24 protein-coding genes and 2 pseudogenes are annotated in these 26,945 nt (G+C 72.3%); 13 read left to right on the top strand and 13 right to left on the bottom strand.

The features are described 5' to 3' along the window. The first annotated feature begins 72 nt into the window (after window positions 1–72). The 5 genes from EXE46_RS09535 to hisH all read left to right on the top strand — a co-directional run bounded on the left by EXE46_RS09535 (window position 73) and on the right by hisH (window position 4,545). Window positions 73–702, top strand: a complete 630-nt coding sequence (locus EXE46_RS09535) for a uracil-DNA glycosylase family protein (RefSeq protein ID WP_137688167.1) — start codon at window positions 73–75, stop codon at window positions 700–702. A gap of 95 nt (window positions 703–797) precedes the next feature. Continuing rightward, window positions 798–1,844, top strand: coding sequence for a PhnD/SsuA/transferrin family substrate-binding protein (locus EXE46_RS09530; protein ID WP_137688166.1), 1,047 nt, complete (start codon window positions 798–800; stop codon window positions 1,842–1,844). A 27-nt stretch (window positions 1,845–1,871) separates the two neighbouring features. Then, entirely contained in the window at window positions 1,872–2,699 is an 828-nt protein-coding gene (locus tag EXE46_RS09525) for a phosphonate ABC transporter ATP-binding protein (protein WP_137688165.1), read from the top strand. After that, window positions 2,696–3,664 (top strand): phosphonate ABC transporter, permease protein PhnE, encoded by a 969-nt coding sequence (gene phnE, locus EXE46_RS09520; protein WP_137688164.1) that lies wholly within the window; start codon window positions 2,696–2,698, stop codon window positions 3,662–3,664. Before EXE46_RS09525 ends, phnE begins: the two co-directional genes overlap by 4 nt. Window positions 3,665–3,831: 167 nt before the next feature. Then, window positions 3,832–4,545 (top strand): imidazole glycerol phosphate synthase subunit HisH, encoded by a 714-nt coding sequence (hisH, locus tag EXE46_RS09515; RefSeq protein ID WP_137688163.1) that lies wholly within the window; start codon window positions 3,832–3,834, stop codon window positions 4,543–4,545. A gap of 18 nt (window positions 4,546–4,563) precedes the next feature. Here hisH and EXE46_RS09510 read toward each other — a convergent pair whose 3' ends face one another. From EXE46_RS09510 to EXE46_RS09495, 4 genes are all read right to left on the bottom strand, one after another. Continuing rightward, window positions 4,564–5,577 carry an aldo/keto reductase gene (locus EXE46_RS09510; protein WP_137688162.1) on the bottom strand — a complete coding sequence of 338 codons (1,014 nt, stop codon included), beginning with the start codon at window positions 5,575–5,577 and terminating at the stop codon, window positions 4,564–4,566. 89 nt (window positions 5,578–5,666) lie between these two features. Further along, window positions 5,667–5,810 (bottom strand): zinc ribbon domain-containing protein, encoded by a 144-nt coding sequence (locus EXE46_RS09505; protein ID WP_137688161.1) that lies wholly within the window; start codon window positions 5,808–5,810, stop codon window positions 5,667–5,669. A gap of 82 nt (window positions 5,811–5,892) precedes the next feature. Then, window positions 5,893–6,648, bottom strand: a complete 756-nt coding sequence (locus EXE46_RS09500; protein WP_137688160.1) for an ABC transporter permease — start codon at window positions 6,646–6,648, stop codon at window positions 5,893–5,895. Beyond that, entirely contained in the window at window positions 6,645–7,772 is a 1,128-nt protein-coding gene (locus tag EXE46_RS09495) for an ABC transporter ATP-binding protein (RefSeq protein ID WP_241981525.1), read from the bottom strand. Before EXE46_RS09495 ends, EXE46_RS09500 begins: the two co-directional genes overlap by 4 nt. A 116-nt stretch (window positions 7,773–7,888) precedes the next feature. Between EXE46_RS09495 and folP the strand changes: the two genes are divergently transcribed. The 4 genes from folP to EXE46_RS09475 all read left to right on the top strand — a co-directional run bounded on the left by folP (window position 7,889) and on the right by EXE46_RS09475 (window position 13,934). Further along, window positions 7,889–10,513, top strand: coding sequence for a dihydropteroate synthase (folP, locus tag EXE46_RS09490; RefSeq protein ID WP_137688159.1), 2,625 nt, complete (start codon window positions 7,889–7,891; stop codon window positions 10,511–10,513). Between the two features lie 76 nt (window positions 10,514–10,589). Next, window positions 10,590–12,083, top strand: a complete 1,494-nt coding sequence (locus EXE46_RS09485) for a bifunctional oligoribonuclease/PAP phosphatase NrnA (protein WP_137688158.1) — start codon at window positions 10,590–10,592, stop codon at window positions 12,081–12,083. An 86-nt stretch (window positions 12,084–12,169) separates the two neighbouring features. Further along, the gene (locus EXE46_RS09480) at window positions 12,170–13,240 is read left to right on the top strand and encodes an NAD(P)/FAD-dependent oxidoreductase (protein ID WP_137688157.1); all 1,071 of its coding nucleotides are present in this window, start codon (window positions 12,170–12,172) and stop codon (window positions 13,238–13,240) included. 136 nt (window positions 13,241–13,376) lie between these two features. Next, complete coding sequence (locus tag EXE46_RS09475) at window positions 13,377–13,934, top strand: hypothetical protein (protein WP_137688156.1); 558 nt, start codon at window positions 13,377–13,379, stop codon at window positions 13,932–13,934. A gap of 340 nt (window positions 13,935–14,274) precedes the next feature. Here EXE46_RS09475 and ilvA read toward each other — a convergent pair whose 3' ends face one another. After that, on the bottom strand, window positions 14,275–15,486 hold the full coding sequence (gene ilvA, locus EXE46_RS09470; RefSeq protein WP_137688155.1) for a threonine ammonia-lyase: 1,212 nt from the start codon (window positions 15,484–15,486) through the stop codon (window positions 14,275–14,277). 233 nt (window positions 15,487–15,719) lie between these two features. Further along, the gene (locus EXE46_RS09465; protein WP_137688154.1) at window positions 15,720–16,127 is read right to left on the bottom strand and encodes a gamma-glutamylcyclotransferase; all 408 of its coding nucleotides are present in this window, start codon (window positions 16,125–16,127) and stop codon (window positions 15,720–15,722) included. Here EXE46_RS09465 and EXE46_RS09460 point away from each other — a divergent pair. The 3 genes from EXE46_RS09460 (at window position 16,026) to EXE46_RS09450 (ending at window position 19,478) form a co-directional block, all read left to right on the top strand. Then, a complete protein-coding gene (locus tag EXE46_RS09460) occupies window positions 16,026–17,498 on the top strand; it encodes an ATP-binding protein (RefSeq protein WP_306462189.1) in 1,473 nt (490 codons plus the stop codon). The two genes, EXE46_RS09465 and EXE46_RS09460, sit on opposite strands and share 102 nt — an antisense overlap. A gap of 30 nt (window positions 17,499–17,528) precedes the next feature. After that, window positions 17,529–18,959 (top strand): MATE family efflux transporter, encoded by a 1,431-nt coding sequence (locus EXE46_RS09455; protein WP_137688152.1) that lies wholly within the window; start codon window positions 17,529–17,531, stop codon window positions 18,957–18,959. 141 nt (window positions 18,960–19,100) lie between these two features. Continuing rightward, window positions 19,101–19,478, top strand: coding sequence for a group 1 truncated hemoglobin (locus EXE46_RS09450; RefSeq protein ID WP_137688151.1), 378 nt, complete (start codon window positions 19,101–19,103; stop codon window positions 19,476–19,478). Window positions 19,479–19,506: 28 nt separating this feature from the next. Here the strand turns inward: EXE46_RS09450 and EXE46_RS09445 are convergent, their stop codons facing one another. From EXE46_RS09445 to EXE46_RS09430, 4 genes are all read right to left on the bottom strand, one after another. Beyond that, a complete protein-coding gene (locus tag EXE46_RS09445) occupies window positions 19,507–19,818 on the bottom strand; it encodes a hypothetical protein (protein WP_137688150.1) in 312 nt (103 codons plus the stop codon). Between the two features lie 51 nt (window positions 19,819–19,869). Beyond that, window positions 19,870–20,337 (bottom strand): hypothetical protein, encoded by a 468-nt coding sequence (locus EXE46_RS09440; RefSeq protein WP_137688149.1) that lies wholly within the window; start codon window positions 20,335–20,337, stop codon window positions 19,870–19,872. Further along, window positions 20,330–20,677, bottom strand: a complete 348-nt coding sequence (locus tag EXE46_RS09435; RefSeq protein WP_137688148.1) for an AbrB/MazE/SpoVT family DNA-binding domain-containing protein — start codon at window positions 20,675–20,677, stop codon at window positions 20,330–20,332. Before EXE46_RS09435 ends, EXE46_RS09440 begins: the two co-directional genes overlap by 8 nt. Window positions 20,678–20,739: 62 nt before the next feature. Continuing rightward, on the bottom strand, window positions 20,740–22,314 hold the full coding sequence (locus tag EXE46_RS09430) for an alpha-isopropylmalate synthase regulatory domain-containing protein (protein ID WP_137688147.1): 1,575 nt from the start codon (window positions 22,312–22,314) through the stop codon (window positions 20,740–20,742). A gap of 301 nt (window positions 22,315–22,615) precedes the next feature. Between EXE46_RS09430 and EXE46_RS09425 the strand changes: the two are divergent. Next, window positions 22,616–23,102: pseudogene (locus EXE46_RS09425) on the top strand (cupin domain-containing protein). Between the two features lie 33 nt (window positions 23,103–23,135). On the opposite strand, the gene EXE46_RS09420 reads toward EXE46_RS09425, so the two are convergent. The 3 genes and pseudogenes from EXE46_RS09420 to EXE46_RS09410 form a co-directional block, all read right to left on the bottom strand. Next, window positions 23,136–23,831 carry a hypothetical protein gene (locus EXE46_RS09420; RefSeq protein ID WP_137688146.1) on the bottom strand — a complete coding sequence of 232 codons (696 nt, stop codon included), beginning with the start codon at window positions 23,829–23,831 and terminating at the stop codon, window positions 23,136–23,138. A gap of 380 nt (window positions 23,832–24,211) precedes the next feature. Next, window positions 24,212–24,853, bottom strand: coding sequence for a hypothetical protein (locus EXE46_RS09415; RefSeq protein ID WP_137688145.1), 642 nt, complete (start codon window positions 24,851–24,853; stop codon window positions 24,212–24,214). An 89-nt stretch (window positions 24,854–24,942) separates the two neighbouring features. Continuing rightward, window positions 24,943–26,941: pseudogene (locus tag EXE46_RS09410) on the bottom strand (type II secretion system F family protein). Between the last annotated feature and the right edge of the window lie 4 nt (window positions 26,942–26,945).

Genomic DNA, 26,945 nt, shown 5'->3' with positions numbered 1-26,945 from the left:
GACGCGTCGGGCGAGCGATCGCCCCGGACCGACCGACGGGACTTAGACGACGGCGCTCGGACCCGTGACTGTATGAGCGAACACGGCGGCGACGGCGCCGCGCTCGACGAGGACCTCCGCGTGCCGTCCTGCGAGCGGTGCCCGGCGTTGGTCGAGTCGCGGAGCCGGATCGTCGACGGCGTCGGCCCGACGGACGCGGACCTGCTGTTCGTCGGCGAGGGCCCGGGCGCCACCGAGGACGAGGAGGGCGAACCGTTCGTGGGGCGGTCGGGCGACGTCCTCGACGAGGCGCTGCGAGACGCCGGCCTCGCCCGCGCGGACGTCCGGATCACCAACTGCGTGCGGTGCCGGCCGCCGGACAACCGCGACCCGACGACCGAGGAGCTGGCGAACTGCCGCGGCCACCTCGAAACGGAGATCGAACGGCTCGACCCGGAGCTGATCGTGACCCTCGGGAAGGTGCCGAGCGAACACCTCCTCGACCGGTCGGTCGCGATCACGTCCGAATCGGGCGACGTGGTCGACGCCCGGATCGCGGGCGCGTCGCGTCGCGTGCTGCTGTCCGTCCACCCGGCGGCGACGCTGTACGACCGGAGCCAGCGCGACGGCTTCTTCGAGACGATCGCCCGTGCGGCCGAACTGAGCGGTGCCGGGACCCGAGGGGAGGGCGGCGACGGACAGTCGCGATTGGGTGAGTTCTGATCCGGCGGTCGACGGCGCTCGATCCCGTCGGTCGTCCACGATCTATATAGAAAACATAGAAAACGATTAGTCGTGCGAGCGAAAGAACCGGCTGTATGTCCGATAACAGGTGGTCGGCGGACCGGCGTACGTTTGTCAAGACAGCGGGCGCGGGCGGTGTGGTCGCGCTCGCCGGGTGTTCCGGCGGGGGCGACGGCGGCGACGGGGGCGACGGGAGCGGTTCGGACGGCGGCACGGCGGGCGAGACGGACTCCGTCCCGACGGCGCAGTTCGTCCTGAACCCGGCGGAGGCCGACGTCGCCATCGAGGAGCAGTACCAGCCGATGTTCGAGTACCTCGAGTCGGAGGTCGAGGTCGAGATCGAGCCGAGCCGCGCGGAGAGCTACACGGCGACGCTCCAGGCCATCCGGAACGACCAGGGCGAGATCGCGGACATCTCCCCGTCCGCGGTCATCGCGGGCGAGGACATCCTCGACATCGTCGGTATCCGGATCGCGTACGGCGCCGCGCAGTACTTCTCGACGATCACGACGACGCCGGACAGCGGCATCGAGTCGCTGTCGGACCTCCAGGGCGAGCTCATCTACATGGGCGACATCCTCTCCGTGTCCGGCACGCTCGTCCCGCTCACGGTGCTTCAGAGCGCCGGCCTCGACATCGGCAACGCGCCCGACGGCGACGCGGGCAACTTCGAGGCCGAGTACTCGGACCACACGACCGCGCGCGAGCAGATGGTCCAGCGGCAGGACGTGATGGCCGCGACGACCGGCGCGTTCTCCTCGGCGCCGTACGTGCCCCAGGAGCAGTTCGAGGAGATGTCGCAGGACTTCGTCGACATCTCCGCGGAGTACGAGGGCGCGGGCGACGAGATCGAGTCGTCCGGCACCCAGCTCGACCTCCTCGCGGTCTCCGAGCCGATCCCGCGCGCGCCGCTCGTGACCCGGTCCAACTGGGACAACTCCGTCAAAGGCGAGCTCGAAGAGGCAATCTTGAACGTCAGCGAAGACGATCTCAGCCACGGTGACGACTACGACGGCGAGCCGCTCTGGTTCACCGGCGTTCAGGACGGATCGCTCGACGACTACCAGATGATCCGGGACGTGCTCGACCAGCTCGGCCTCGAGTTCGAAGACCTTTCCTAGACCCCCCGAAAACACCATTTCGCCCTAATGAGCAGCATCACAGTCGATGGACTAACGAAGCGGTTCGGCGAGACCGTCGCGCTCGACGACGTCTCCTTCGAGGTCCCGGAAGGAGAGTTCGTCATCGTGCTCGGCGTCTCCGGGTCCGGAAAGTCGACGCTCCTCCGGTGTATGAACGGACTCGAAACCCCGACCGACGGCGAGATCCGGATCGGCGACACGCCGGTGGACGAACCCCGCCCCGACATCGCGATGATCTTCCAACAGCACAACATCATCGGGCAGATGAACGCGTACTCGAACGCGCTCACCGGCTCGCTCAACCGTAACTCCTTCCTGGACTCGCTGTTCCAGCGACAGAGCGAGGAGGACAAGCTCCAGGCGCTCGACGCGCTCGACACGGTCGGCCTCTTGAACGAGGCCCAGCAGAACGCCCAGCAGATGTCCGGCGGCCAACAGCAGCGCGTCGGGATCGCACGCGCGCTCGTTCAGGATCCGACGATCCTGCTGGCCGACGAGCCGGTCGCGAGCCTCGACCCCGGCTCCTCGCAGCAGGTGATGGGCTACCTCCGGACGGCGGCGGCCGACCGCGACCTGACCGCCGTCATCAGCCTCCATCAGGTGAACCTCGCCCGGAAGTTCGGCGAGCGGTTCATCGGGCTCCGCGACGGCAAGAAGGTGTTCGACGGCTACCGCGACGAGTTCGACATGGACGTGATAGACGAGATCTACGGCGACATCGACACCGAGGGCATGTTCGCGCCCGAGGGCGAGGCGGACGACGGCCCCGACCCGTCCGGCGGGTCCGACGACTCGTCGACGACCCGAGCGACCGGCGGAGGGATGGGCCAATGAGCTACGGCGACAGCGTTCGCGACCGGTACGAAGAGATCGTCCTCGCGCGCCGGGTCCGGGCGGTGGTGCTGCTCGCCGGGCTCGGCGTCCTCGCCGGGCTGTTCTACTACGCGCTCACCTCCGTCGGCTTCTTCGCGGCGAACATCCCCAACTACCTCCCGAACTTTCTCAACGCGCTGCGCGACTTCTTCCCGTTCCTCACGCCGGCGTTCCCCTTCATCGACCCGACCGGGTTCCTCGACTACTGGGCGTTCATCAGCGAGCGCAACCTGATCTGGGGCGGGTTCGGCGGCGAGACGCCGCTGCTCGGCGAGGCCGGGATCACCCTCGCGATGGGGTTCGCCGGCACCGTGATGGGGTTCCCGCTCGCGCTGCTGTTCGGCGTGCTCGGCTCGGGCCGCGTGACGCCGTTCCCGTTCAACTTCATCTTCCGCGGGCTCATGTCCTCCATCCGCGCCATCCCGGCGCTCGTGTGGGGGCTCATCTACATCCCGCTCGGCGGGATCGGGCCGGTGACCGCGACGCTCGCGATCGCCACCGACACCGTCGGCAACCTCGGTCGCCTGTTCACGGACGAGCTCGAAGAGATCGAGGACGGCCCGATCGAGGCGATGGAGACGACCGGCGCGAACAAGCCGCAGCTGATCACCTTCGGGATGCTCTCGCAGGTGACGACCCCGTTCATCGCGTGGACGCTGTACATCTTCGAGATCAACGTCCGGATCGCCGTCTCGCTCGGCATCATCGGGGGCGGCGGGCTCGGGAACGTGCTCTCGGTCCAGCAGGGGCTCTTCCGGTTCACGAACATGATGGCGACGATCCTCGTCATCCTCGTGTTGATCATCTCCGTGGAGATCGTCTCCCAGCGGATCCGCTCGGCGCTCCGCGAGGGCGACGAGGCGCAGGGGCTCGTGGCGCTCCTCCTCGGCTTCCCGCAGCGGATGGCCGAGGCGGCGCTGAAGTGAGCTGAGCGCCCTTTCGCTCCGTTCTTCGGCTCCGTTTTTCCGTCCCCGTTTTCCTCTCCGTTTTTGTCTCCAGTTTCCCCCCGTCTTCCCGCCCGTCCTCCGCTCCGGCCCCGCGTGCCGACTGTCGCAAGGGAAACCGACTTTTCCGTCCCCCTCGGAGGGAACGTATGAGTACTTTCGAACCGCCCGCGGAGACGCTGGCGGACGTCGTCGTCGTCGACTACGGGCTCGGGAACCTCCGGTCCGCGACCCGCGGGTTAGAGCGCGCGGGCGCGTCGGTCGAGATCACCGACGACCCCGAGGCCTTCGCCGCGGCCGACGGGGTCGTCCTCCCGGGCGTCGGCGCGTTCCGCGAGGGGATGGAGAACGCCGGCCCGCTGCGCGAGGCGCTGACCGACCACGCCGAGGCCGGTCGCCCACTCTTCGGGATCTGTCTCGGCATGCAGATGCTCCTCACGACGAGCGAGGAGGCGGACCACGAGGGGGAAGGCGAGGTGACCGGTCTCGACCTCATCCCCGGCACCAACGTCCGGTTCGACGTGGACCGGAAGGTGCCGCACATGGGGTGGAACGAGCTCGACGTGGTGCGCGATCACCCGCTCGTCGCGGGGATCGACGGAGCGGGGTCGGAGACCTCGCAGGCAGACGGCCCCGCGGGCGGGTCCGTCGACGGCGAGTACGCCTACTTCGTCCACTCCTACTACGCCGAGCCCGACGACCCGGACGCGGTCGTCGCCACCGCCGACTACGGCGTCGACTTCCCCGCGGTCGTCGCCAACGAGGCCGGCAACGTGTTCGGCACGCAGTTCCACCCCGAGAAGAGCGGCGAGACTGGGCTGACGATCCTGCGGAACTTCGTCGAGTACTGCGCCGAGCGGTAGGCGTCGCTCCCGACTCGTTTATAAGTCGTCGTACGGACCCGGCTTGGCCGCGGTCAGCCGCTCGACCTGCTCGTCCGAGAGGTCGATCGTCGCGGCCGCGAGGTTCTCGCGCAGCTGGTCGACGGTCCGCGCGCCGACGATGGGCGCGGTGACGCCGTTGCGGTGCGCGAGCCACGCGAGCGCGGTCTGGGCCGGGGAGGTACCGACCTCGTCGGCCACGGCGTCGAGCTCGTCGTGGACGTCGAAGTTCTCCTCGGTGAGGTACGCCTCCTGGAAGCGGCTCGACTCGGCGGCCTTCGAGTCGTCGGGCAGGTCGGCGTCCCGGTCGTACTTCCCCGTCAAGAAGCCCTGGCCGAGCGGGCTCCACGGGGAGACGGCGAGGTTGCGCTGACGCGCGAACTCCAAGTAATCTCCCTCGACCTCGCGGTCGACGAGGTTGTACCGCGGCTGGAGAACTTTGAACGGCTCCCACCCCTCGCTCCGGGCGATCTCGTTGGCGCGGGCGACCTTCCAGGCGTTCGGGCGGAGCGTGGAGGCGCCGAGGTAGTGGACCTTGCCGGACTCGACGAGCCCGTTCAGCGTCTTCATCAGCTCGCGGGCGGGCGTCTCGTCGTCCCAGCGGTGGATGTAGAGGACGTCGACGTAGTCGGTGTCGAGCCGGTCGAGGAGGGCGTCGACGCGGTGGCGGACGTTCTTCCGGTTCGTCCCGCGGCTGTTCGGGTCGCCGTCGCGGATCTGCCAGTACACCTTCGAGGCGACCGTGTAGCGCTCGCGGTCGCGCTCGGCGAGCCAGTCGCCGATCCAGCGCTCGCAGTCGCCGCCGCCGTACACGTCGGCGGTGTCGATGTACCGGCCGCCGGCGGTCTCGTAGGCGTCGAGCAGCTCGTGGGCGCGCTCCTCGTCGATCTCGACGTTCCCCGCCTCGGTCACGCGGCCGAACCGCCACGTGCCGAGCTGGAGCTCGCTCGTCCGCAGGCCGGTTCCGCCGAGCGGCACGGTTCCCAGATCCATCTCTTCGAGTTCGGGCGTCATCGCCGAACGGTTGTCGCGGTCGACGCAAAAAGCCTCAGCAACCGGACGCGGTGTGTGAACACGCCCCTACCGGCCGGGCCGGACGCCTTTCACTCGCAGGTCACGGCGAAGTCCGCCTCCGCCGCGGCCGCGGTACACACCGGACAGCCGGTTCGGAGTATCGTCTCCCGCATCTCGTCGTTGACCTCGATGGTCTGCGCGCAGTCCGGGCAGGTGAAGTGAACGGTGGTCAACGCTTACCCTCTCAGTTCACGGATGCGCGGGCTGTAACCATAAATGAACGGTTCCGGAGCGGCGCGTGCGCGGTTCCCGCCGTCACTCGGTCCGGGGAACCGCGTACGCGCCGACCGCGAGGAAGCCGACCGCGAGCGCGGTCAACACGAGCAGATCGCCGGCCCACGCGCCGCCCTCGAAGGTGATGGCGCGGGTCCCCCGCGCGAAGTACGTCAGCGGGGAGGCGGCGACCGCGGGCCGGAACCACTCGGGCAACAGCGCCGGGGTGACGAACGTCTCGGAGAGGAACAACAGGGGGAGCGCGACCGTGTTGCTCGCGGCGATCACGCCGTCCTGCGAGTCCGCGAGCGCGCCGAGGACGGCGCCGAGCCCGCAGAACAGCGCGACCGCGACCGCGACGAAGACGGGGAGGACGGCGAGCGCGGGCGAGACGATCAGGGCCGCGTCCGTCACCGCCAACACGAGTCCGAGGATGAGCAGGCTCGCGGCGCCGATGATCCCGACGTTGACGAGCGTGTGCGCGAGCAGCCACTCGGCGCGGGAGAGGGGCGTCGTCGCCAGCTTCTCGAACCGCCCGCCGTCGCGGTGGCGCGCGATCTCCGAGCCCACACGCGACAGCGGCGTGAACAGGACGACGACCGCGAGGTAGCCCGGGATGTAGTAGCCCGCGGGCTCGGCGAAGAGGCCGCCCCCGGTCGGCTGCGTCCGCACCAGCGCGCCAAAGATGACGACTAAGATTACCGGGAAGAAGAAGGTGAAAAACACCGCGGTCCGGCGGCGGGTGAACGAGCGCGTGGCCGCGACGGCCTCCGTCCGGATCCGGCCGAGGCGGGTCATCGGTCACCCCCGTCGCCGTCGATCGTCCCCCGCCCGTCGGCCGTGCGACCCCCGTCGGCCGTGCCACGCCCGTCGGCCGCCGCCCCACTCTCGCCGCCCCGCCGCGTGTACTCCTCGCCGGTGAGACGGAGGTACACGTCCTCCAGCGACGGCTCCGACCACGAGAGCGAGTCGAAGGCGACCCCGGCCTCGTCGAGCGCGTCGACCGCGGCGCCGATGGCCTCGGGCCGCACCCCGCGAACCCGGAGCCCGTCCTCGGTCGCCTCGACGGTCGGGTCGTCCCCGAGTCGGTCGCGGACGCCGACCGCGACCGACTCGACGACGCCTTCGGCGGCCGGCTCCGCGGTCGCTGCGTCGAGCCGCGGGTCGCCGCCGTGCTCGGCCACGAGCCGGTCGGGCGCCCCGGCGGCGACCACCTTCCCGCCGCGCAGCAGCGCGACCCGGTCGGCGAGCCGCTCGACCTCGTCCATCGCGTGGCTCGTGAGGAAGACGGTCGTGCCGCCGGCCGCGAGCCGCTCGATCAGGCGGTGGATCGCCCGCCGCCCGGCGGGGTCGATCCCGGTCGTCGGCTCGTCGAGGAACAGCAGGTCGGGGTCGTTGACGACGGCGGTCGCGACGCAGGTCCGGCGCTGCTGCCCGCCCGAGAGCGTCTCGTACCACGCGTCGGCGTCGTCCGCCATCCCCACGTCGTCGAGGACGGCCGTCGTGTCCCGGGCCTCGTCGTAGAGCCCGCCGTAGTAGTCGACCAGCTCGCGGGCCGTGAGCCGCGCCGGCGGGTCGAACGACTGCGGGAGCAGCCCGACCCGGGCGGGGTCGACCTCGTCGGGGCGCTCGCCGAAGACGCGCAGGTCGCCCTCGGCCGCGGTCGTCCCGGTGAGCGCGCGCACCAGCGTCGTCTTCCCGGCGCCGTTGGGACCGATGAGGCCGAACACCTCGCCGGCCGCGACGTCGAGGTCGACCCCGTCGAGCGCGACGACGTCGCCGTACGCCTTCCGGACCCCTTCGCCGACGACGACGGGGTCGGCGGCGGGACCACCCCTGTCGCTCGCGGTCGACGACGCCCTGCCCGACGACGCCTCGGCCGACGCGGCCGACGCGCCCGCCTCGGCTGTCGTTTCGTCCATGCGATCCGGTCGGCGGGCCGCGCGCGTAAGGGTTGCTCTTCGGCGGCGGACGCGTTCTCGCGGCCGCCGCGTCTCGGTCCGTTACGCCTAAGCGATGCGCTCCCGACCCACGCCGTATGCACTACCACGAGGCGGCGGCGTTCCTCTTCGACCTCCGCCGCTTCTCGGTCAAGCCCGGCACGGAGCGGGTCGAGGCGCTTTTGGCGCACCTCGGGGACCCCCAAGAGGACGTGCCGTTCGTCCAGATCGCCGGGTCGAACGGGAAGGGCAGCGCGGCGCGGCTGACGGAGTCGGTCCTCCGGGAGGCGGGGCTGTCGGTCGGGCTGTACACCTCGCCGCACCTCTCCGCGCTCACCGAGCGCGTCCGCGTCGACGGCCGCGAGATGACGGAGGCCGCGGTCGCCGACTTCGTCGCCGAGGTCCGGCCGTGGCTGATCGACCGCGCGGCCGAGGGGGAGCCGCTGACGTTCTTCGAGGTCGTGACGGCGATGGCGGTCCGCGAGTTCGCGCGCCGCGACGTCGACGTCGCGGTGCTGGAGGTCGGGCTCGGCGGGGAGTACGACGCGACCAGCGCGGTCGACCCCGTCGCGACCGCGATCACGAACGTCTCCCTGGAACACACCGCGGTCCTCGGCGACACGATCGGCGAAATCGCCCGCACGAAGGCCCGGATCGCGCGCCCCGACGCCCCGTTCGTCACCGCCTGCGAGGGCGAGGCGCTCGACGTGGTCCGCGAGGTCGCGGGCGAGGCCGGCGCGCCGGTGACCCGGGTGACCGGCGACGAGGGGGCGTCCGACCCGGACTCGTCCGATCTGCCCGCCCTCGCGGCGACCTACGAGGGCCGCGTCAGCGCCACCGACGCCGAGGTGTCGCTCGCCGGCGAGCGCGAGGGAACCTACCGGATCCCCCTCGTCGGCCGCCATCAGGCCGCGAACGCGGCGCTCGCCGTCGCGCTCGCGGACCGGACCGCGGCGGCGCTGCCGGACGGGGCGGCCGCGTCGTCCGGAGCGGCGGCCGCGCCAGACGACGCGCTCCCCGACCGCGCCGTCCGCGACGGGCTCGCGCGGGCGACGTGGCCGGGACGCTTCGAGGTGGTCGACACGGCGCCGCTGACGGTGCTTGACGGCGCGCACAACCCCGCGGCCGCGCGCACGCTCGCGGCGACGCTCGGCGAGTACGACTACGACGACCTCCACCTCGTGTACGCCGCGATGCACGACAAGGACCACGCGGAGACCGCCGCGGCGCTGCCCGACGCCGCCTCCGCGGTCACCTGTCGGCCCGCCATCGACCGCGCCGAGGACCCCGACGTGCTCGCGGCCGCGCTGCGATCGGCGGGCGTCGACCGCGTGACGGCGGGCGGCGACGTGGCGGACGCGCTCGCGGGCGCGGTCGACCGCGCCGCCCCCGACGACTGCGTGCTGCTCGTCGGCTCGCTGTTCGCGGTCGCCGAGGCCCGCGCGGCCCGGACCCGAACGGTCCGCGAGCGGGCGGTCCGCGGCGCCGACGACGCGGCCCACGCGCTCGACACGGCCGGGGCTCCGCCGGGGACCGTCGAAGCGCACCGCGACGGCGTCGACCACCGCGTCCTCACGCTCCGGCTGCGCGGCGACCGCGCCGAGCGCGTCGCGAGCGAGGCCCGTGCGGTCGGCGGCGACGCGGCGCTCGGCGGACTGGGCGCAGGCGAGGACCGCGGGGCCGGCGGCGAGCAGGTGCCCGTCACCGTCGCCGGCACCGTCGCCGAACTCCGCGCGCTCGTCGACCGGCTCGCCGCGGCCGACGGCGGCGGACTGGGGGGCGTGGCCGCCGACCTCGCCGCGGCGGCCGGGATCGACTCGCCGGCGACCAGTCCGGCGTCCGAAGCGGGCGACGAGTCCGCCCCCGAGTTCCCGTGGACCGACCGCACCGCGGTGATGGGCGTGCTCAACGTCACGCCGGACTCGTTCCACGACGGCGGGCGCCACGCCGACCTCGCCGACGCTGTCGCGGGCGTCGAGCGGATGGTCGACGCCGGGGTCGACGTCGTCGACGTCGGCGGGGAGTCGACGCGCCCCGGCGCGGAGCCCGTCCCCGTCGACGAGGAGATCGAACGCGTCGTCCCGACGATCGAGGCGATTCGGTCGGTGCCCGCGGTCGAGGCCGGAGACGTCCTCGTCTCCGTCGACACGCGGAAGCCGGCGGTCGCCGAGGCGGCGCTCGACGCGGGCGCGGACGTCATCAACGACGTGACCGGGCTGGAGGACCCCGAGATGCGGTCGGTCGTCGCCGACGCCGACTGCCCGGTGATCGTGATGCACAGCCTCGACGCGCCGGTCGACCCGGACGCCGACCCCGAGTACGACGACGTGGTCGGCGAGGTCGTCGACGCCTTGCGCGAGCGGCTCGCGCTGGCCGACACCGCCGGCATCGACCGCGACCGCGTCATCGTCGACCCCGGGCTCGGATTCGGCAAGTCGCCGGCGGAGGACTTCGAGCTGCTCGCTCGCTGCGGGGAGCTCTCGGCGCTCGGCTGCCCGGTCCTCGTCGGCCACTCCCACAAGTCGCTGTACGGCGCGGTCGGCCGCGACGCCGGCGACCGGGAGCACGCGACGGTCGCGGCCACCGCCCTCGCCGCCGACCGCGGCGCGGACATCGTCCGGGTCCACGACGTCGCCGAGAACCGCGCGGCGGTCGACGTCGCCGCCGCGGTGAACGGGTCGCTTCGCGACGGGGCGTCCCGCGGCGGCGAGGACGCGGAGTGACCCGGAACGGGCGTCCGGTCCCGGCGTCCCGCCGCGCCGACGGCAGCGTTTTGGCTCGCGGTCCCGTCGCGCCCGTATGACCCGGCGCCTGCTGCTCGGCTGTAGCGCGGTCGGGAGCGCGCTCGTCGAACACGCTCGCAACGAGCGCGGCGGGCGCGACGACCTCGTCGCGATCACCGACGACACCGGCTGGGTGTCGACGCTGCGGGACCGCAACGTCGCGACCGTCGAGGCCGACCCGACCGACCCCGGGAGCTACCCCGACAGCGCCGCGGTCGTGCTGATCGCGAGCGACGACGCCGCGCGCAACGTCGCCGCCGCGCGCGCGGCCCGAGAGCGGTACCCCGAGGCGATGATCGTCGCCCACCTCGGGGCGGCGCCGACCGACGAACAGCGGGCGGCGGTGGAGGGGGTCGCCGACCGCGTCGTCGACCCCGTTGAGGCGGTCGCCGACCGCGTCTTCGAGGCGGTCGGCCTCGACGAGGGTCGCGGCGCCGACGCGAGGTTCTCCCGCCCGGACGCCGACGACGGCGGCGAGAAGCCGGCTCGGCTGCTCGCGACGCTCAGATCGCTCCCGGGACCGCTGCTGGTCGTCGCCCACGACAACCCCGACCCGGACGCCATCGCGAGCGCGCTCGGGCTGGCCCGGATCGCGGCGTCGATCGGCGTCGACGCCGACGCCTGCTACGGCGGCGAGATCGCCCACCAGGAGAACCGCGCGATGGTGAACCTCCTCGACATCCGGCTCCGGTCGTTCGACGAGGTCGACCTCGACGCGTACGGGGGCGTCGCCCTGGTCGACCACTCCCGCGCGGGGATCAACGACAGCCTCCCCGAGGACCACCCGGTCGACGTCGTCGTCGACCACCACCCGCCGCGCGGGCCGGTCGCGGGGTCGTTCGTCGACATCCGCCCGGCGGTCGGGGCGACGAGCACGCTGATCGCGGAGTACCTCTCGCGGTACGGGATCGCGCCGGAGCGCGACCTCGCGACGGCGCTTCTGTACGGGATCCGGATCGACACGAAGGACTTCACGCGCGCGACCGCCATCGACGACTTCGAGGCGGCGGCCGCGCTGCTCGCGCACGCCGACGAGTCGACGCTCGAACGCGTCGAGAGCCCGAGCGTGAGCCCCGAGACGCTGCGCGTCCTCGCGGCCGCCATCGAGAACCGCGACGTCCGCGGGTCGGTGGCGGCCTCCTGCGTCGGCGAGATCGCCGACCGCGACGCGCTCGCGCAGGCGGCGGAGCGCCTCCTCGATTTAGAGGGCGTGACGGTGACGTTCGTCTACGGCTACGTCGACGGCGTCATCTACGGCTCCGCCCGCGCTCGCGGCGCCGACGTCGACGCGGGCGAGCTGCTCCGCGACGCGCTCGACCCGGTGGGCTCCGCCGGCGGCCACGCCGCGATGGCCGGCGCGCAGGTGCCGCTCGGCATCCTGAGCGAGGTCTCCGAGTCGGAGTCGCTGGCGGACGTCGTCGAGGCGTTCGTCGCCGGCCGGTTCTTCGAGGCGCTCGACGACGCGCCCATTCAGCCGACCGGGCTCCCGCCGGAGTTCCCGACGGACTGAGCCGATCGCGGTCCGTCGAGAGACGGTCGTGCGGGAACCGCGCAACGGTCGCAACGTACATACGACGCGCCGGCCAACTGACGGGCATGACCGACGACATCGTCGAACACCGTCGACTGATCATCGCCGGCACCGGTATCTCGGGCCTCTCCGCGGCGATCTACGCCGCGCGGTCCAACAACGAACCGCTGCTCATCGAGGGCGACGAGCCGGGCGGTCAGCTCACGCTGACGACCGACGTGGAGAACTACCCCGGCTTCCCCGAGGGGATCTCCGGGCCGAGCCTGATCAACGACATGAAAGAACAGGCGACGAAGTTCGGCGCCGAGTCGCGCAACGGCGTCATCGAGGACGTCTCGAAGGAGCCCGCGGGCCACTTCCGCGTCGCGCTTTCGGACGGCGACGTCTACACCGCCGACGCCGTCATCGCCGCGTCGGGCGCCAGCGCCCGGACGCTCGGCGTCCCCGGTGAAGACGAACTGATGGGGTACGGGCTCTCGACGTGTGCGACCTGCGACGGCGCGTTCTTCCGCGACGAGGACATGCTCGTCGTCGGCGGCGGCGACGCCGCGATGGAGGAGGCGAACTTCCTGACGAAGTTCGCGGACACGGTGTACATCGCCCACCGCCGCGAGGAGTTCCGCGCCGAGGACGTGTGGATCGAGCGCGTGATGGACAAGGTCGACGACGGGGAGATCGAGCTCCTGTTGAACACCGAGCTCACCGAGATCCACGGCACGCCCGAGGACGGGATCGAGTCCGTGACGCTGGTGGAGCACCCCGCCGGACACCCCACCGAGAAGCTGGACGACCCGGCGACCGCCGACGAGGTCGACGAGTACGCGTTCGACGTGGGCGCCGTCTTCTACGCCATCGGCCACACGCCGAACACGGACTTCCTCGAAGGGACCGGGATCGAGACCGACGACGACGGCTACCTGATCACCGAGGGCGGCCGCGGCGGCGGACAGACCCGAACCGGCGTGGAGGGCCTGTTCGGCGCGGGCGACGTGGTCGACTTCCACTACCAGCAGGCGGCCACCGCGAGCGGCATGGGCGTGAAGGCCGCGCTCGACGCCGACGAGTACCTCTCCGACCGCGAGCGCGCCGGCGAGCTGTACGAGCCCGAGGTCGACGCCGCGGCCGCGGACGACTGAGCCGCGGTCCGTCCGTTCCGTCGCGTTCGGCTCACCCCCGACGGCTCCGTCCGCACCGGTGAGGCGCTCGGTGACTCAAACCCCTCTTTGCGTTATACGCGGGACTATCCGCGGCGCCTCCGTCGTTCGACCCGTGATGAACGGACGTGGTCTGGTCGTCGTCGCCGCGCTCGCGTTGTTTCTGACCGGTAGCGCCGTCGCCCTCGCCGGTCCCGCGTCGGGAGGGCCGGGCGGCCTCCTCGGCGGAGCGAGCGATCCGCCGGCGCTGCTTCACTTCGACACCGACGAGGTCCGCTGTCCCGACGGGTTCGCGGCCAACAGTTCGACCGCGGTGTCTGCCGGTCCCGACAACACGGAGATAACGTACGCTCGGAACGTCTCCCTGCCGGGGCCCTCGTACGCCGTCGGCGGCCCGACGTTCGAGCGGGTGAACGAGTCCGCCTACGCCCTCGACGTTCCGACCGAGGAGGCCGGAACCGCGTCCCGGTCGTGTTCGGGCGTCGTCCGCTACAACGGCACGATGCGAGTTCCCGCCGGCGACGATCCCTGGACCCTGATCGTGAAACACGACGGCGAGACGATCACGACGCTGCGCGGCGAGTCGGAGCACTCCCTCCTCGGCGGATCGACCAGCGTGAGCGGAAGCGTCTCGGCCTCGGAACCGACGAACGACGCCGCGAACGCATCGGAGTGAGTCGTGGCAGCGGCTCACACCGCCGAAGCCCCAGTCGCTCGGCTGGACGATGTGGTGATCGATTATAAGCGACCGATCGACACGGACACCGCCCCGCGACTGCCGCTTCGAGTCCCGCTCGACCGCGACCGCACAGCACCTCACGCCTCCCCAGCCTCGTCGCTCCCTCTGGGCTCCCTTCGGTCGCCCAACCGCTCGCGACTCCAGCGGGGGATCGAAGGTCACTCTGGCAGCCGGCGCATAGCGCCGGCGACCGCGCGCGTGCTCCTCGCGGCCGCCTTCGGCGGCTACTCGGAGGCGCGCGCCACTGCGGTCCTATTTATAAGTAGTCGCCCCCGCCTCACGACAGGATCTCGACCTCGTACCCCTCGGCTTCGAGCGCGTCGACGATGTCGGCGGCGTGTTCGGCGTCGTCGGTCTCCAATTCGAGTTCGAGTTCGGCTGCGTTGACGGCCACGTCGCGGGAGGTGCGGTCGTGGTGGACCGCGTACACGTTCGCGCCGGTGCGCGCGACGATGCTGGAGACGCGCTCCAGCTCGCCGGGCCGGTCCTTCAGATCGATCGTGATCTTGAGGTACCGACCCATCTGGACCAGTCCGCGGCGGACCACGGTGCCGAGGCGATTGAGGTCGATGTTACCGCCGCAGAGCGCGGCGACGACCGTCTCGCCGTCGTCGTACTCGAACGCCTCGGAGAGGACGGCGGCGAGCGCGACCGCCCCCGCGCCCTCGACGAGCGTCTTCGCGCGCTCCAAGAGGAGCGTGAGGGCCAAGGCGATCTCGCGGTCGTCGACGGTGACGACCTCGTCGACGTACTCCGCCATGACTTCGAGGGTCTCCTCGCCGACCGCGCGCGTCGCGATCCCGTCGGCTATCGTGTCGACGCCGTCGATCTCGACGACCTCGCCCGCCTCCAGCGACTTCGCCGCGGAGGCGGCGCCCTCGGCCTGAACGCCGACGACGCGGGCGTCCGGCAGCTGCTCCTTTATCGCGACCGCGACCCCGGAGATTAGGCCGCCGCCGCCGATCGGGACGACCACGGTGTCGAGGTCGGGGCAGTCGTCGACGATCTCCAGACCGAGCGTCCCCTGCCCCGCCATCACGACCGGGTCGTCGAACGCGTGGACGTAGGTCAGCCCCTCCTCGCGCTCTAGCCGGTGGGCGTACGCCTGCGCCTCGTCGTAGTCGACGCCCTCCAAGCGGACGCTCGCGCCGTACCCGCGGGTGGCCTTCACCTTCGAGACGGGCGCGAACTTCGGCATCACGACGGTCGCGTCGACGCCCGCGCGGCTCGCCGCCAGCGCGACGCCCTGCGCGTGGTTGCCGGCGCTCGCGGTGACGACGCCCGCCTCGCGCTCGGCGTCGGAGAGCGTCTCGATCCGGTTCATCGCGCCGCGGATCTTGAACGCGCCGGTGCGCTGGAAGTTCTCCAGCTTGAGGTGGAGGTCGGCGCCGCTCATCTCCGAGAACGAGCGCGACCGCTCTAGGGGCGTGTGCCGGGCGACGCCCGAGACCCGCTCGCGCGCCTCGCGGATGTCGGCAAGACTGAGCATGCCACCTCGTCGCCGCGCCGGCCGGTAATCGGTTCCGGTCGGTCTCGGCGACCCGGGCGGCGGCCGCGCCGGTCGGTGTTGCGATTCCGTATCGACGGCCCGGCGGCTCGCGGTGAGTAAAGGGGGAATGCACGCGTGTGACGTGCGAGTGAAGGGAGGCGGCGTGAACATAAAAAGGTGAGGCTACCAGAGCGAAAGTAAAACCGCACGACAGCGGCGCCGTCATCCGCCCGTCAGACGGGATCTCGGGGAGTCAACCGCACCCGGACGTCGCGGTCGTCGAGGACCGACCTGACCCGGTCCGGGAACGGCCCGGTCCCGGGCCACGTCGCGTCCGCGTCGAGGCGGTCGGGGTCGCCGACGTACACCGCGGCGGTCTCCGGGTACCCGTCCGGCGCGTCGAGCGGGACGGTCTCGCGGACGTACAGGCCGCCGTCGATGTCCTCGTACGCGTCGAGCGCGTCGACCGCTTCGGTCCGCAGGAGCCGCCCGGCCGTCTCGCCGCCCGGCGCGAGCGTCGGGTACCGTCCCTCCAATAACTGGAGTCCGTCGAGCGTCGCGGGCCCGACGAAGACGAACGAGTCGACGACCTCGGCGACCCGCTCCGGCTCGGTCAGCGTCCCGTAGACGAAGACGTCCATGGCGCCGATGGGTCGCTCGCGGGCTTCAACGTTCGGCCGATCGGGGTCTGTCCGCGCTCGGGCTCCGACCGCACCCGGATCCGCGACCGCGAGACGCCCCGACGTCGCTCCCGCGTCGCCGACCGCGCGTCGGCCGCTCCGTCGCCGGTCGCTCACCGAATCCGGAACGATTTTACTCGCTTCGTCTGTTCCGCCCGTAATGTCGAGGCTGCGCGGCCATCACGCCGTCTCCGCGCTCGGCGCCGGGATTCTCGTCGCCGCGGTCGTTCACCACGGCACCGAAATCGACGCTATCGGTCCTCCACGGGGCCGCTGCTGGCGCTGGCGCTCGACGGCGGGATCGCGGTCGGGGTGGTCGTCGCCGGGCGTCGGATCGCCGCGCGCGACCTCTCTCGGGCCGAGGAGTGGCGGGTGGCGCGGTGGACCGCCGCCGGAATCGTCCTCGCCGTCGCCGCCTTCGCCGCCACGCTCGCCGTCCGCGTCTTCGAGGGGCGGCCGCTCGTCGAGCCGCTGTTCCCGATGCTCGTCGCCGCCGGCGCCGGGAGTCTCGGCGGCGCGATCGCCGGGTACTACGCGGTTCGGCAGGCCGCCGAGACCCGCCGCGCGCGGGACGCGGTCCGGGCCGTCTCGTTCGTGAACCACCTCCTGCGTCACGACCTCCGCAACGACCTCTCGACGATCCGCGGCTACGCCGATCTGCTCGCCGACGCCGACGACCACGCCACCGGTACCGACGGCACCACCGGCACCACCGGCACCGACTACGCCGCGACCGTGGCCGCGAAGGCCGACGAGGGGCTCGACCGCATCGAGGCGACGAGCGCGGTCGCGGACGCGATCCTCGGCGACGCGGACACCAGCCGCGTCGACCTCGCGGAGATGACCCGGAACGTGCTGTCGAGCGTCGCCGACGAGGAGGGCGTGACCGTCGAGACCGACCTCCCGGAGACGGCCCCCGTCGCGGCCAACGACGGCGTGCGCTCGATCGTCCACAACCTCGTCGAGAACGCGGTCGAACACGCCGGGCCGGACGTCGCCGTCCGCGTCACGCTCCGGGTCGGCGGAGCCGGCGCCGCGTTTCAGGGCGACGGCGACGTGTCGGGCGGGGACGACGAGGTCGTCCTCGTCGTCGAGGACGACGGTCCGGGCCTCCCCTCGGAGATCCGGGACGGCTCGTTCTTCGCCGACGGCCGCGCTCAGGACGGGACCGACGGCCCGAACGGTGGGAACGTCAGCGGGCTGCGACTGGCCGCCACGCTCGCCGAGGCGTACGGCGGCTCGCTCGACGCCGGCGAGTCGGGCCTCGGCGGCGCGCGGTTCGCGGTGACGCTTCAGCACGCACCGGCCGGCTCGGCCGGCTCCGACACGTAAAAACCGCGGCGGGCCGTCGAACGCGATCAGATGGACTTCCCGCGGCTGCGGCGCGTCTGGAAGCGCGTGTTCTCGCTCGCGTGGCCCGTGATGGCCGAGCAGACGTTCCGCACCGCGATGCGGACGACCGACATCCTCGTCACCGCGCTGTTCTCGCCGGCCGCGGTCGTCGCGATCGGGCTGGCGGACCTGTACGCCCGCTTCCCGCTGCGGATCGGGCTCGGGCTCGGCGGCGGCGCGATCGCGCTCTCCTCGCAGGACACCGGCGCGGGCGCGGCGGGGAACCGCGACGAGGCGGTGACGCAGGCGATCCTGCTCGGCGCGCTCGCGGGGGTCCCGTTCGTCCTCTTCGGATTCCTCTTCGGCGAGTTCGCGATCGACGTGTTCGGTCGGCTCGTCGGCGAGGAGACCTCGCCCGCCGTCGTCGACCTCGGCTCGACGTACCTCGCGGTCGTGTTCGCGACCGCCCCCGCTCGCCACGTCGCCCTGGTCGGCGCCCGCGCGCTTCAGGGGACCGGCGACACGCGGACCCCGATGTACGTCAACATCGCCGCCAACTCCGTCAACATCGTCGGCTCTGTCGTGCTCGGACTCGGACTCTTCGGCCTCCCGCGGCTGGACGTCCTCGGCGTCGGCCTCGCGACCGCGGGCGCGAACGTCCTGACGGCCGGGCTGCTCTGTCTCGCCATCTGGGGGTCGTGGACCGACGCGAGCTTCGCGTGGCCGCGCGACCTCACGATCGCGAAACAGCTCCTCGTCGTGAGCGCGCCCCGCGTCTTGGAGGGGTTCGGCTCCGAGATCGCGGAGTTCCCGTTCAACGCCCTCCTGCTCGGGTTCGGCGAGACCGTCAACGCCGGCTTCCAGATCGGCCGCCGCGTCTACCAGCAGGTGACCGGCCCCCTCTCGCGCGGGTACAACGTCGCGGCGTCGGTGCTGGTCGGGCAGGCGCTCGGCGAGGGCGACCCTGAGGCCGCGCGGTTCAACGGGTGGGCCGTCGCGAGCCTCGGCGTGATCACCGTCGGGGCGATCGGGCTCGGGCTCGTCGTCGCCGCGCCGCGGATCGTGCCGGTGTTCACCGACGACGCGGCGACGGTCGCGTCCGCGGTCAACTTCGCGCGAGTGTACGGGGTCGCCGGCGCCGCCCTCGCCTGCTTCTCCGCGCTCTCCGGGTCGCTACAGGGCGCCAGCGAGACGCGGATCCCCCTTGTCGCGCGCGTCTCGGGCATGTTCGGGCTGTTTCTGGGCCTGTCGTGGCTGCTCGGCCGCACCGCCGGGTTCGGCCCGACGGGCGCGTACGTCGGCGTCTCCGCCGCGTACGTCTGGATGGCGCTCCTCGTCGCCGTCGGCTTCCGCCACTCCGGGTGGGCGAGCCGGGCGGCCGACATGATGGACGCGCGCGGCTCCGGCCCGGAGCCCGACGCCGCGTCCGGCGACGGTCCGCGCGCGGACGACTCGCCGTGAGTTCGGGCCGGTCGCGAGTCTCGACTGGTCGTGCGTTCCTGACCGATCGCGACCCGAGCGAACGCGCCGCTGCGCCGCCGTCGCCCCGCGCTGCGGTCCGTCGAGGGGAACAGTGATACGGCCGGCGGTCGTCACCGACGTATGTCGAACGAGACGCTGTACGACCGCCTCGGCGGCGAACCGGCCATCGGCGCGGTCGTCGAGGAGTTCTACGACCGCGTGCTCGACGACGACCGGGTGAGCCACCACTTCGACGGCGTCGACATGGCCGAGCAGCGCTCGCACCAGACCAAGTTCCTGAGCGCCGTCACCGACGGCCCGATGCGATACGAGGGCGACGAGATGGCGACCGCTCACGAGGACCTGGCTATCACGCCCGCGGAGTTCGATGCGGTCGCGGCGCACCTCGACGAGGCGCTGAGGACCTTCGACGTCGACGACGCCGACCGCGAAGCCGTGATGGAGGCGGTCGCCGGCTTCGAAGGGGACGTCGTCGGCGACCGGCCGGCGAACGAGTAGCCCGCTCCCCGCGGACGCGGCTCTCCGGTCAGGGCTCGCCGCCGAGCGACTCCTGTTCCGGCGCCGGATCGCCCCTGAGACGGCGCCGACGCTTGTCGTAGGCCGCCTCCAGCTTCGCGTTCGTCGCCCGCGAGACGAGGTAACAGTCGGCGTCGTCGCCGTCGCGGGGATGCGCGCTCGCGACCCAGACGTGGCCGTCGCCGGCCGAGAGGTCGTCGGCCCACCGCTCGGCGGCCGCGCGGCTCTCGAAGGCGTGCCGCGTCCCGTCCTCGAAGACGAGCCGGCCCACCTTCGCGTTCCGCTTGCGCGCGGACGGTTTGATGGCGACGACGACGCTCACACCCGGCGATCGGGCGCCCTCGGGTAAAAACCTCGTCAGACGCCGGCGCGCTCACTCCCGGAGGTACTCGTTCAGGGTCTCGAACTCCTCTCGGGAGAGGATCACCTCGGTTTCGAACGCGTCGAACCGTTCGAAGTCGTCGTCGATCGTCAACACGGTCGCCGCTCCCTCTTCGATCGCGACCTGTGCGTAGTAACCGTCCCAGCCCCCGACGTTCGCGTCGGCGGCTCTGTCGAGGCCGCCGCGAACCGTCGCTTCCGGGAGTCGGTCGTGCCAGTGGATCCGTTTCGCGTCCAGGAAGTTCGAGAGGAGCCGCGAGGCGTCCGCGTTGGACCGGCCGTAGTACGCCGTCAGAACGGTGTGTGCCCCGTACACGGCCGGATACGGAACGACGGCGTCGATCTCGCCGGCGATCGCGTCGCGAACGTACGAGAGCGCGGCGTCTCGGACGGGGGCGTCGGTGTGCGCGAGCGCAATCACGCCGACGTCGAACAGGTACGGGCCGCCGGCGTCACTCATCCGTCCCGTCCCGCTCCGCCGAATCGTCTTCCGGCTCCGTCTCGGCGGTCTCCGCGGCTCCTCCCGTCTCTGCTCCTCGCCGAATCGCGTCCCGGTGTCTCCGTGCGATCGGATCGGGGTCGCCCTCGTCGCCGAGCGGCGCGGTCGCTTCGGGTCGCGACGCGGTTTCCTCGACCAGTCGTTCCAACCGTTCGACGATTCGGTCCGGGTCGTCCTCGGGTCGTATCACCACCTCACCGTCCTCTTCTCGGACCTCGACTTCGGTTCCCGGCGCGATGTCGAGCCGATCCCGGATCGCCTGCGGGAGTACGACGCGGCCCTTCGCGTCCACTTTCGGCATATTCCCACGTACGGTGGGAACAGATATAAATCTCCGCCGTCGACGCCGGACCGTCGCTCCGTTCAGTCGTCGGCGACCGCGCCCGGCTCGGCCCCCGCGGCGTCCGCCTCCGCCGCCAGCAGGCGGTCGAGCCCGTCGACCATCCCGACGACGCTCGCCCGGGTGATGTCCGCGTCCGACGCCGAGACGCTCACGGAGCGGTCGCCCCGCGAGAGGTCGACCTCGACGGTGACGACCGCGTCGGTTCCGCCCGTGATCGCGTCGACGTGGTAGGAGTCGAGGTCGAAGGCGACGCCGTCGCCGTCGGCCGTCCCCTCCCCTCCGGACTCGCCCTCGTCGCCCGCGAGCGCCGCGCGCACCGCCTCCAGCCCGGCGTCGACCGGCCCGGCGCCCGTGCCGGAGGCGACGCGCTCGTCGTCGCCGACGCGGAGCCGGACCGAGGCGGTCGGGAGGTTGCCGCCGGAGGTCGCCGAGAGGTCGACGAGTTCGACGTGGCGCTCGCGCTCGCGGCCCCGCACGTCGTCGGCGATCGCGAGCAGGTCGGCGTCGGTGACGCGCTTGCCGCGCTCGCCCAGCTCCTTCACGCGGGCGACGACCTCGCGGAGCTCGTCGTCGTCGACCGCGACGTCGTGTTCGGCGAGTGCGGCCTTCACGCCGGCGCGCCCAGCGTGCTTGCCGAGGACGAGCCGTCGCTCGCGGCCGACCGTCTCCGGCGGGTACGGCTCGTACATCGTCCCGTCCTTCAGCGTGCCGTCGGTGTGGATGCCGGACTCGTGGGCGAAGGCGTTGGCGCCGCAGACGGCCTTGTTCGGCGGGAGCGCGACGCCGGTCGCCTCCGAGACGGTTCGACAGAGCCGGTAGAGCCGCGCGAGTTCGACGGTGTCGACGCCGTACGATTCGCCGAGCGCGACCGCGACCTCTTCGAGCGCGACGTTGCCCGCGCGCTCGCCGACGCCGAGGACGGTGCCGTGGACGGTGTCGGCGCCCGCCTTCAGGCCCGCGTGAACGTTCGCCAGCCCGAACCCGAGGTCGTCGTGGGTGTGGAGGCTCGTCGGCCCGAGCTCCGCCAGCCGCGAGACCACGTCCGCGGTGCGCTCGGGGTCGGCCGCCCCGACTGTGTCGCAGTAGCAGATCCGGTCCGCGCCGGCGTCGAGGCCGGCGCCGAGCAGCCGTTCGAGGTAGTCGAGGTCGGCGCGCGAGCCGTCCTCGCCCAGCACCTCCACCCACAGCCCGTGGTCCTTCGCGTACTCGACGAGCTCGACCGTCGTCTCGACGACCTCGTCGCGGGTCGACCCCACCTTCGTCTCGACGTGTTTGTCCGAGGCGGGGACGACGAGGTTCACCCCGTCGACGCCGCAGTCGAGCGCGTGGTCGACGTCGCGTTTCACGCCGCGGGCGAAGCTCGTCACCGTCGCGTCCAACCCCTCCTCGGCGACCCTCCGGATCGCCTCCCGCTCGCCTTCCGAGGTGCACGCCGAGCCGGCCTCGATCAGGTGGACGCCGGCGGCGTCGAGCTCGCGGGCGACGTCGACCTTCTCGCCGGGGGTCAGGGAGACTCCCGGCATCTGTTCGCCGTCGCGCAGCGTCGTGTCTAACAGCTGTACCTCGTCGCGGTCGGTGAGTGTGGTTCGGGTCAAAAGGGAGTCCGTCGGCTCGTCGGTGGTCGTGGGGTCGGTGCCGCCGCGGGGCGGTCGTGCCCCGGAGTCGTTATCGCCGGAGAATTTCGCGGCCAGCCGCCGTGAGGCGACTTCCTCTATCCTCCGAACGAACGCGTTCGTCTCGCGTCATTCGTACCCGTGCGAACAGTGTACACACGTATAAACTGCCGGGTCGCGTCAGGTTTGGCCGACCGATCTTCGGTGCGGCCCCGGGGATCGCCGAGGATCTCTCGGCGCGAGTCGGCGACACCGTTAGGAGATCCCCCTGCGATCGGCCCGCATGGAGCGAGTCGCGATCGACGACGTCGACGTCGTCACGAACCCCATGGACGTCCACGACCTCCGGAAGCCGGTCGCGCGCGCTCGGCGCGGACCACGTCGCGATGAACTACTTCGAGCTCGCGCCCGGGGACGCGTTCTCGGGCGGCCTCCACACCCACGGCGACCAAGAGGAGATCTTCTACGTGCTCGACGGAACCGCGACGTTCGAGGTCGGCCGCGAGCGCGACCGCGTCGAGGTCGGCCCGGACGAACTGATCCGCTTTTCGCCCGGCGAGTTTCAGTCCGGGTTCGTCCCCGAGGACGCCGACGAGGAGGTGGTGGCGTGGGCGATCGGCGCCCCGGGCGCGCGCCACGACTGGGACCGGATCGAGTCGATCGTCGAGTGCCGCGAGTGCGACGGCGAGCGCGTCCACGACACCGAACTCACCGACGAGGGACGGTTCCGGTTCACCTGTACAGAGTGCGGCACAACGTTTTCGCCGTAACGGCGACGGGCGTTTCCCGAAGCGACCGCCGCCTCAGCCCAGCAGCGACCGCAGCGACCGCCGCCGGGTCCCGCACTCGCCGGCGTAGTCGCAGGCGTCACACCGATCGTCGTCGACGCGCGGCGGCGGGCCGTCGATCGACCGCGCCGCGCGGAGCGCCCTGCGGTACGCGGCCTTCTTCCGGAGCGTAAGCCGGACCTCGCGGACGACGCCGGCCGCCGGGTACTCGACCAAGGTGCGGTCGACCTCCCGCTCGCGCTCCCACGCGAGCGCCTTCGCGAGGCCGACCGCGCGGACCGCCTGCGGCTCCCAGACGCCGTTCTCGGGCGGCTCGCCCGAGGAGACGAGCGTCGGCACGGGCGGCGGCGACGACTCGGAGCCGTCGGAATCGGTCGGCCCGTCGCCCGGTTCCAGCACCTTGTGAACGGTGCCGTGACAGTCCTTCCCCGAGAGGAACCCGCGCTCGCTCGCGGGGTCGACGAGCCGGTCGTACTCGTCGCGCTCGCGCAGCGAGTCGAGGTTTCGGCGGTACGCGGCGGGCGATCGGTGGAGCGGAAGCTGCCGCAGCGCCCGGTCCGGCGCGTCGACCAGTTCGTCGTACCGGAAGGCGAGGTCGATGCGTTCGCGGGCCTTCGGGGGCACGCTTCGCTCGTCGTCGCGCCGCACGTAGTAGAGCTGTCGGGGGCAGTACGCCGCGCGGGCCAGGTCGCTGAACGGGACGAGGGTCACGCGAGGAATGGCCGAGTTATCGTTTATAAATGAACGACGGCGGTGCGGTGGCGCGTGCCACCGAGCGTGCCGCCGAAGGCGGCCGCGAGGAGCACGCGCGAGGGAGTCGCGAACGCCCGCAGGGCGTGAGCGACGAGGCTGGGGAGGCGTGAGGTGCGGTCGCTGTGCGGTGCGGGGTGGGACTCAAAGGGGCAGTCGCGAGGACGAAGCCCGACGACGTAAGCACCGCAGGGAGCGAACGGAGTGAGCGACCGAGGAGCGCAGCGAGTCGTGCGAGTCCTCGCGGCTGGGGCTTTGGAGGTGTTAGTCGCAACAGTAACTGCGCATCACCGAGCGGCTGGGGTTTTGGAGGTGTTCTCCGACGATCCGCGAGAAGTCACTTACAAAGAAACGTCCGTCTCGATGTCCTCGGTCGCCTCTTTCAGCCCGTCCTTGCGGGCGTCGCTCGCGAGCGATCCCTCGATGTCGGCGTCGGTGAGCAGGTCGCGGAACGCGTCGCGGAAGCGGTCGTTCGCCCGGGTCGAAGCGATGTCGGTGCGCGCCACCGCGGCGTACCGGGCGACGACGTCGGGCTGGGCGCCCAGCTCCTCGGCGCACTCCACGATCGAGTTCCCGGAGGCGGTGAGCCGCTTCAGGTCGGCGTACGCGAACGCGTTTCCGTCCACCTCTCGGTCCGACTCCCGCACGAGATGGAGGTCGAGTCGCGCCTTGCGAACCGTCTCGGCGTCGATCTCCCCGTCGACATCGAGGTCGTCGGCCTCCCGGAGCGCCGCGGCGACCGCCCCGTCGTCCGCCTCCTCGAACCGGCCGCGGGCGACGAGGACGTACGCCTCGTCGCCGAGGTCCGTCGAGAAGCCGTACCGCTCGCGCATCGCGGCGACGAGCTCGCGGAGCGCCTCGCCGACCGCCTCGTCGTCGCGGTCGACGAGCGTGCCGCGCTCGGCGGCCTGCTCCTCGGTGACCGTCTCCGAGCCGGTGGCGTCGACGAACAGGTCGCGGAGGTCGGCGGTCTTCTCGTCCATGACGCCAGAGGATACGCGAGCGGCGCTGAAAAGCCTCGCGTCGGCGCACCGATTCCCCGGCGCACCGCTTACCCGCCCCCGGCGCGACCTCACACCAACCCGCCGACCGTGAACACGACGTAACAGCACGCCACGAGCGCGCCCGAGTGGAGCAGCGCGGCGTACCGCCCCCGCGCGGCGGTGCCGGCGAACCACCCCGACGCCAGCACCGTCGCCTGCGTGACGACGTACAGCCGGAAGCGCTCCAGTTCGGGGTAGACGCCCTCCGGCTCCGTCACCGCCTCCGAGGCGGCCGCGATCTCCGCGAGGCGCGCGGCGTCGACGACCTGCGTGTTCACGACCGCGACGACGCCGGCGACGAGGACCGCCGCGGCCCACCCGACCGCGATGTACGGCTGCATCGCCGAGCGGAGCGCGCGCTGCTCGCTGTACAGCCGCCCGACCTCGATCCGGAGCGTCTCGAAGACGGCGTCGGCGTCCCCCCCCGGCGTCGAGCGCGCCAGTGACGAGTCCGAGCGTCCGCGTCGCCAGCGGCGTGTCGACGCGGTCGACGAACCGCTCGATCGCGGCCCCGCGGACGTCGCCCGCGGCCGGTTCCTCGGCGCCGCCGGTCTCCGAACCGGTCGCCGCGGCCGCGCTCTCGGGCGCCGTCGTTGACCGCAGCGCGAACGCGAGGTCGGCCACGTCGTCGTTGAGCACGCCGAGGTCGACGTCGCGCGCGACCGCCGCGACCGCCGCTTCGAGCGGGCGCCCCTGCGCGACGTGCCCGGAGACGGCGTGGACGAAGTCGGCCAGCTCGCGGTCCTTCGCGTCGTCGATCCGGGTGCGCCGCGCCGCGACGATCCCGACCGGCACCGCGAAGGCCGCGTACCCGACGAGGACGACGTTGACGAGCGTGTAGCCCGCGAGCGCGAGCCAGCCAGCGACCGCGACCGCCGGCCCCGCGGCGACGACCGCCGTGCTGGCGGGGTTGCGTCCGGCCGTCGCGAGGACCGCCCGCGGGCTCGTCGGCGTCTCGTAGCTCGCCCGCTGGCTCGGCGGCCGGAGCGTACCGACCGCGACCGCGGCCGCGAGACCGAACGCGACGAGGAACGCCACCGCGCCGTACAGCACCACCGCCCGCGTCGGGACCACGCCGACCGGCGTCGCGACCGGCGGGAGCAGCTCGGGGATCACCACCGACAGCGCGGTCGCCCCGATGACGAGCAGCGCCGGCAACACCAGCACGGCGACGAACAGCTCGGTGAGCAGTTCGAGGAACCGGCGGGCGCGCTTCCGAGCGCGGTCCTGCCGGTGGGAGAGCATGCGGCGCTCAGTGGCGAGGAACTCGGAGAGCGCCTCGTCGCCCGCCGCGGCGCGCTTCCGGAACTTCAGCAGGAACGGGGCGAGCAGCTCTCGCGAGGGCGTGTCCCGCGCCACGCGTCGGAGCCCCTCGTCGAGGCTGCCCGCGAGCCGGGCCGCGTTGAGGGCCTTCCGAAGTGAGGTGGCGGTGGCGCCGTACGCGTCGCCGTCGGCCGCCTTCCGGAGCATCGCCCGCGGCTCGTCGCTCCCGGAGGAGAGCAGTTCGAGGTACCGCACCGCCCCGGGGAGCGTGCGCTCGATGTCGGTCCGGCGCGTCGCCACGACCCACCGGAGGCCGAGTCCGGCGGCCGCCACGGTCGCGCGCTTCGCGAGGAGCGCGACCCCGAGGGCGACGAGCAGCGCGGCGTGGTCCGTGCGCAGCGGGCCGACCGAGTCCGGCGTCGGCGCGGGCACCGCCGTCGACCCCGCGGAGAGCAGCGCCGCGCCGAACCGCGCCTCGACCGCGGCCGCGACCGCGGGCGCGGCGCCGGTCGCGACGACCAGCGCGGGAAAGAAGGCGGCGACCGCGACGACCCACGAGCAGGCGTACGCCCGCGCGAGGTACGTCTCGAAGCCGGTGCCGAGCGCGGTCCCGCGGTACCGCTTCCGGTCGGCGTCGTGCCGCCGGTCGCTCGCGTGGCGCGCGAACAGCGCGTAGCAGACGCGGTCGACGACCGCCAGTCGCCCGCCCGTCGCGAGGGCGTCGGCCGCGTCCGTGCCCGTCGCGCTCGCCCCGTCTACACCCATCGCG

This window comes from Halorubrum sp. GN11_10-6_MGM, assembly GCF_005435165.1.
In the GTDB taxonomy this organism is placed as follows: domain Archaea; phylum Halobacteriota; class Halobacteria; order Halobacteriales; family Haloferacaceae; genus Halorubrum.
Note: the sequence above shows the minus strand (reverse complement) of the source record. Positions and strands in the feature narration are given on the sequence as shown.